Below are 4,527 nucleotides of genomic sequence, written 5' to 3' on the forward strand. Positions count from 1 at the left end.
CCCTGGTGACGTCCTGCCGCATGATGACCGGCACAAAGGCCGGCCCCGATCCTGTGAGGACGATCGCCCTGCCGACCAGAACCGGTTCGGAGATGGGAGCCCACTGTACGGTCATGATCGAGGGCTCGCTTGTCTGGCGGCGGTTGATGCCTGTGAAATAGATCCAGTTCAGGCGCGAGATCGCTACGCCGTAGTGGTTGCCGGGCATTCTGGCGCCACCCTGGCCATCGCCCGGGGCCCACCGCGTCACCCGCCTGAAGGTGACCAGCTCGGCCTCACGTCGCAGGAAGGTGACCGAGCGCATCAGAAGGTCGGGGCGGCCGGGGACCGAAAAATAGGTGAAATAAGTGCCGCCGGCGATGGCGGGCGACGGCGGCCGCACCATGTTTTCGTACAGTGCCTCGCGCAGCGATGCATTGCCGTCGCCGTTGGCTGCGGGAATAGCCGGCTCGCGATACAGCTCGTTTTCGTCGATCTTGAAATAATCGCAGATCAGCCTGGCGGTGGTTTTGTTGGGCACCGCCTTGCCTTGCAGATAGCGCTCGAACTGGGTGCGATTGATGCCAAGCTCACGGCACACCGCGCTGACGGAAGCATGGCGCTGGACCAGCCGCCTGAGATTGGCGGCGAGATTCTCGCGAATTGGCACGACATCTCCCCGACAGACGTACGGACCAGTATTCAAGCGATAGCTTATATACACTTGCATGCCGTGGCGCTGGCGCGAAGATGGACCTTTGGCCAATAGGCAACGATCCCGTAGAGCGTAGGCTGTACGATTCTGACAGTCCGGCTATGCAAGCCGCGTAAATGGGCGTATTTCGGTGGCAAGAGCGACCTCGGATCGGCCTCTCGACATCCTGTAATGGAGGGCGGTTTGGATCATACCGACCTGGTCGAGCTTCTGGACTACACGCAGGCGCAATTGACGAAAATCCGCCAGGCGGTCGCGGCAAGCGATCACGCCGGTGCCATGTTCACCATTGATTGCCTTGTCGGAGCGGCGGCCGAGCAGACGAAGTGCAAGCTTGCAAGCCTGGAGCATGCCGGCTTGCCGATCGGCAAGGATGAGCCGATCGGCAGGGATGGGCCGATCGGCAGGGATGGGCCGATCGGCAGGGATGGGCCCATAAAAGGCGGTGCGGCACCGCCCGGCAAAGCGACATCGGGCAAGCCGGATGCCGGCGGCAGCCGCTCCTGATCAGGCCGCGCCGATCTCGCCGATCAGCCTTGCATATTCGGCCTCGGCTTCGCCGTAACTGCCATTGGCGAGTTCCAGCAGCCCGGCGCGGTCGCGAATGACGATCTCGCCCCGTTTCGAGCGAATCAACGCGCGGCCTTCGAGCAATTGAAGCGCGACGGTGACGCCTGGCCGCCTGACACCAAGCATGATGGCCAGGAATTCGTGGGTGATGGCGAGATGTTCGCCGGGCACCCGGTCGTCGCACATGAGCAACCATCGCGCCAGCCGCTCCTCGAGCTTCAGCCGCGCGTTGACGAGCGCGGTGCAGCCGGCCTGGGTTTGTAGTGCGTTGACGAAGCGCAGCAGGAACATGCGCAAGGTCGTACTTGCCTCCAAAGCTGCCTTGAAAGCGCCGGCTTCGATGCGGATCGCTTCGCCTTCGAGTTGGACAAAACAGGCATGCGGCGCACGGTCGTCGCCCATCACCAGGGAGTATCCCGTCATGCCTTCGAAGCCGATGAAGCCCACTTCGGCCTCTTGGCCGCTTGCCGTGCTGGCGACCACCGAACCAATGCCCTGTTCGATGAAGTAGACGGCCTCGATCGGAACATTCGGGGTCACCAGCATCATGCGCAATGGCAAGTCGCAGCGCTGCATGTGCGGCTCGAGCAACGCCAGATCATCCGCAGGCATGCGCCGCAGCAATTGGTTTCGGTACGGATGGTTCCCGTCGGGATTGGGTTTTTTGTCGGGATCAGAGTTTTTGTTGGGATCAGACATGGCGTGGCCCAATGCAGGGCAAGAGCCATCCAATCTCCCAGCCGTCCGTGCCCGTAAAAACGTGAGGACGATGGCCTATGTATAGGGGCTCTGAACGCAGAAAGATATCAATGCGATATGAAATTCGAAGCACGGCGCCCCCCAACGCCTGTTCGCATATGAAAAGATCGGCCTGAATGTTAGTGTCGGAAACGTACCAAACGCCATTTGGTACAAAACCGACATATTTCATGAGAGCGCCGGATCACGCCGATAAAATCCGCTGGCCAATGAAAAGCGCCATGTCGCGCTGGGCCTGGGGACCGTTCGAAGAAGGGGGAGGACCGGGGGGAGAATTGTACGATAGTTACTGTGATGAAGGCCGATGTTGACTCTTGCTCAGCCCGATTTCATTTTTTGACCCACAGCGTCTAAAGCGCATCGCGTTTGATCCGATTTATGCGATGCGCTTTAGGGTCTTTGTTTATGCATGTCGTTCTCCCAAAGCCGAGGTCACTTTTGGACGACATGCATCAAAAGTGGCCGCTGCTCCGAAAGGGGCTTCTTATGTCGAGCCTTCGTAAGCGCAATCCCGGTCTCCATCCTTCCGATCTGCAACTGTGCCAGCGCGTCTTCGATCGGGTCTGCCTGGAGCGCAAATTTGATCGCATGTCGGGGGAGTCGGACGTGCAGCTTCTGGCAGCCACGGTGTTTTCGCTGTTCCAGAATGGCTGCCGCAATGAAGGCGAGTTGCTTGAGAGTTTCAGGCGGACCCGCCAATGACCAAGGCCAGGATCACGTCCGCGGCACCGGCCGAAAACGAACCTTACGACGCTGCGGTCTTCGCCCGGAAATACGGCATGTCGCGGAAGGCCGCGGAGGTCGTGCTGTCCGCGAATGGACCGTCCAGAACAGCCTGTGACGCTGCCGCCCGCTCTTTTATGGAAGCGGTTGCCCGCAGAGCGAAGAGCAGCCATAAACACTGATGCTGCGCCTTGAGCGACTGCCGTCTCGCCGCCGACCCGCGGGCGCGTCCAATGCTACCTTCATCGAACACCGTGAGGCGTCAGCCTGTCGGGCCGATCGGACCGGTCACTCCTGAAGTGGCTTGCTGCGCCGTCACGGCGGAGAGTTTCTGCCGTTTGAGCAGCATCGGCTTTTCATAGATCTTCTTCATGGTCACGGCCTCCCTCCGCAAAGTTCGATTGCGGCAGCGTCATCGCCGGCCGCGCTCCTGTCAAGCGGACCTGGTCGAGGGCCGGCCAACCCGAACGAAAATCCACGCCTCAATTCCTGTCGGCCGGCTTGGAACGCATGCGCGAAACCGTCTCGCGCTCGGCGCGTTTGGAGCGCAGCGGCGGCAGGTCGCGGTCGATCAGGTCCATGTCCTCCAGCACCATATCGCCCATGCGCTTGAAGGCGATGTCGAGCGCGCCGGCGCGGTGAGCCGAGCGCAGGAAGCCGGGCAGGGCGCGCACCGGATGGTCCCGCGCCAGCGGTTCTTCGGGAAAAACGTCGCTGGCGGCGACGATGTGGCCGCTCTTCACCGCCGCCATCAGCGCCGGGAAGTCCACCACGCCGGCGCGGCTGAGCAGGATGAAGGCAGCGCCCTTGCGCATGCCGGCAAAGGCGTCGGCACCGAGAAAACCCTGGTTCTCGCTGGTCACCGAGGCAACGACGAAGATGAAGTCGCTGGTCGACAGCACCTCGTCGAGGGAGGCCGGCTCGACGCCATTGTCGATGAGGATCGATGGCGGCAGCCATGGATCGAAGACTTTGGTGCGGGTGCGGAAGCCCGACAGCAGCCGGTTGAGCGCCCGGCCGAGATCGCCGAAACCGATGATGCCGACATCGGCGCCGGACAAGAGCCGCGCCGTCTGGTTGCCGTCGCCGCCCCACAGTTCCTGTCCCTGGCGGAAGGCGAGGTCGGCATCGACGATGCCGCGGGCGAGATTGAGTGCCATGGCAAGGCCAAGCTCCGCGACCGGCTCGGCGAACACCAGGCCGGTGGTGACGACATGGATGCCGCGCGCGAACAACGTCTCGTAGGGCATATTGTTGATGAGGTTGGTCTCGACATTGAAGACGCAGCGCAGTGTCTTCATCCGATCGAGCGTTTCGGGCGATATGGGCGGCTGGCCGATGATATAGCGCGCCTCGGCCAGCACGTCGGCCGGCAGTTTCGCGACGCCGTCAGCGGTCGTCTCGACGATGCGATAGTGCGCCTTGAGCCGCGCCAGCTGCCGGGCTGTGAAGATCAGGTCGAGCGTGCGTGGTTCAGGCGCACTGATGACCAGCGGCAAGGCGCTGTTGGACATGACTATTCCCTCTGTTCCCCAATGGCCAAAATACCTTGGATGAAACGATTTACAACATCGCGCGGCCGAGGAGAGCGGGATTGGCGCTGGGATGAGGTGACCTGTCGGAGCCGATATGTGCCGGCAATGCAACAGTGAAGAATCGTTTGACCGCGATGGCGTGGATACGACGTAAGAACCAGTAATGGCACAATTGACATGGGGCAGGGAATTGGTTCTGCTGGCGCCGTATCAATTCGGAGGGCACTTTACAGTGAAGAAATACGA

Annotated in this window: 8 protein-coding genes; 3 read left to right on the forward strand and 5 right to left on the reverse strand. The window is 61.4% G+C overall.

The window, feature by feature from the left end; translation table 11 throughout:
• Positions 1-649, reverse strand: a 649-nt coding sequence (locus ENZ75_RS22070; RefSeq protein WP_164887922.1) for a helix-turn-helix transcriptional regulator, incomplete at its 3' end; no start/stop codon positions are given.
• A 228-nt stretch (positions 650-877) separates the two neighbouring features.
• Here ENZ75_RS22070 and ENZ75_RS22075 point away from each other — a divergent pair.
• On the forward strand, positions 878-1,201 hold the full coding sequence (locus tag ENZ75_RS22075; protein ID WP_082826689.1) for a hypothetical protein: 324 nt from the start codon (positions 878-880) through the stop codon (positions 1,199-1,201).
• On the opposite strand, the gene ENZ75_RS22080 is transcribed toward ENZ75_RS22075, so the two are convergent.
• Positions 1,202-1,876 (reverse strand): Crp/Fnr family transcriptional regulator, encoded by a 675-nt coding sequence (locus ENZ75_RS22080; protein WP_164746004.1) that lies wholly within the window; start codon positions 1,874-1,876, stop codon positions 1,202-1,204.
• A 585-nt stretch (positions 1,877-2,461) separates the two neighbouring features.
• Between ENZ75_RS22080 and ENZ75_RS22085 the strand changes: the two genes are divergently transcribed.
• Both ENZ75_RS22085 and ENZ75_RS34655 read left to right on the forward strand, forming a co-directional pair.
• The gene (locus tag ENZ75_RS22085; protein WP_013530598.1) at positions 2,462-2,725 is read left to right on the forward strand and encodes a hypothetical protein; all 264 of its coding nucleotides are present in this window, start codon (positions 2,462-2,464) and stop codon (positions 2,723-2,725) included.
• Positions 2,722-2,928 (forward strand): hypothetical protein, encoded by a 207-nt coding sequence (locus ENZ75_RS34655; protein ID WP_013530599.1) that lies wholly within the window; start codon positions 2,722-2,724, stop codon positions 2,926-2,928. The genes ENZ75_RS22085 and ENZ75_RS34655 overlap by 4 nt, the downstream gene beginning before the upstream one ends.
• Before the next feature lie 80 nt (positions 2,929-3,008).
• Here ENZ75_RS34655 and ENZ75_RS22095 read toward each other — a convergent pair whose 3' ends face one another.
• From ENZ75_RS22095 to ENZ75_RS34660, 3 genes are all read right to left on the reverse strand, one after another.
• Positions 3,009-3,119 (reverse strand): hypothetical protein, encoded by a 111-nt coding sequence (locus ENZ75_RS22095; RefSeq protein ID WP_082826510.1) that lies wholly within the window; start codon positions 3,117-3,119, stop codon positions 3,009-3,011.
• A gap of 109 nt (positions 3,120-3,228) precedes the next feature.
• Complete coding sequence (locus ENZ75_RS22100) at positions 3,229-4,260, reverse strand: hydroxyacid dehydrogenase (RefSeq protein WP_063168637.1); 1,032 nt, start codon at positions 4,258-4,260, stop codon at positions 3,229-3,231.
• A 49-nt stretch (positions 4,261-4,309) separates the two neighbouring features.
• Positions 4,310-4,527 (reverse strand): hypothetical protein (locus tag ENZ75_RS34660; protein ID WP_206617077.1); only part of this gene is annotated, 218 nt, incomplete at its 5' end.

Origin of the sequence: Mesorhizobium sp. M7A.F.Ca.CA.002.04.1.1, assembly GCF_004022805.1 — a bacterium.
Classification (GTDB): domain Bacteria; phylum Pseudomonadota; class Alphaproteobacteria; order Rhizobiales; family Rhizobiaceae; genus Mesorhizobium; species Mesorhizobium ciceri.